Annotated in this window: 1 rRNA gene (only partly in view); it reads right to left on the bottom strand. The window is 57.1% G+C overall.

What is annotated here, in order from left to right:
- A 23S ribosomal RNA gene (locus ACF09E_RS35680) occupies positions 1 to 1,272 on the bottom strand; it reaches 1,925 nt to the left of the window's first position.
- Positions 1,273 to 1,327 lie beyond the last annotated feature (55 nt).

The raw sequence follows: 1,327 nt of genomic DNA, 5'->3' as shown, positions 1-1,327 counted from the left end.
CTTGCTGCAATGACACGACTTCGGCGGTACGCTTGAGCCCCGCTACATTGTCGGCGCGGAATCACTTGACCAGTGAGCTATTACGCACTCTTTCAAGGGTGGCTGCTTCTAAGCCAACCTCCTGGTTGTCTCTGCGACTCCACATCCTTTCCCACTTAGCGTACGCTTAGGGGCCTTAGTCGATGCTCTGGGCTGTTTCCCTCTCGACCATGGAGCTTATCCCCCACAGTCTCACTGCCGTGCTCTCACTTACCGGCATTCGGAGTTTGGCTAAGGTCAGTAACCCGGTAGGGCCCATCGCCTATCCAGTGCTCTACCTCCGGCAAGAAACACACGACGCTGCACCTAAATGCATTTCGGGGAGAACCAGCTATCACGGAGTTTGATTGGCCTTTCACCCCTAACCACAGGTCATCCCCCAGGTTTTCAACCCTGGTGGGTTCGGTCCTCCACGAAGTCTTACCTCCGCTTCAACCTGCCCATGGCTAGATCACTCCGCTTCGGGTCTTGAGCGCGCTACTGAATCGCCCTATTCGGACTCGCTTTCGCTACGGCTTCCCCACACGGGTTAACCTCGCAACGCACCGCAAACTCGCAGGCTCATTCTTCAAAAGGCACGCAGTCACGAGAGCCCGAAGGCTCCGACGCTCCCACGGCTTGTAGGCACACGGTTTCAGGTACTATTTCACTCCGCTCCCGCGGTACTTTTCACCATTCCCTCACGGTACTATCCGCTATCGGTCACCAGGGAATATTTAGGCTTAGCGGGTGGTCCCGCCAGATTCACACGGGATTTCTCGGGCCCCGTGCTACTTGGGTGTCTCTCAAACGAGCCGTCAATGTTTCAGCTACGGGGGTCTTACCCTCTACGCCGGACCTTTCGCATGTCCTTCGCCTACATCAACGGTTTCTGACTCGTCCTGTCGCCGGCAGACGACAGAAGAGAGATCCCACAACCCCGCATGCGCAACCCCTGCCGGGTATCACACGCATACGGTTTGGCCTCATCCGGTTTCGCTCGCCACTACTCCCGGAATCACGGTTGTTTTCTCTTCCTGAGGGTACTGAGATGTTTCACTTCCCCTCGTTCCCTCCACATGCCCTATGTGTTCAGGCATGGGTGACAGCCCATGACGACTGCCGGGTTTCCCCATTCGGAAACCCCCGGATCAAAGCCTGGTTGACGGCTCCCCGGGGACTATCGTGGCCTCCCACGTCCTTCATCGGTTCCTGGTGCCAAGGCATCCACCGTGCGCCCTTAAAAACTTGGCCACAGATGCTCGCGTCCACTGTGTAGTTCTCAAACAACGACCAGCCACCCATCACC

This window comes from Streptomyces sp. NPDC014891 (assembly GCF_043081085.1).
Lineage (GTDB): Bacteria > Actinomycetota > Actinomycetes > Streptomycetales > Streptomycetaceae > Streptomyces.
This window is presented reverse-complemented; position numbering and strand designations above follow the sequence as displayed.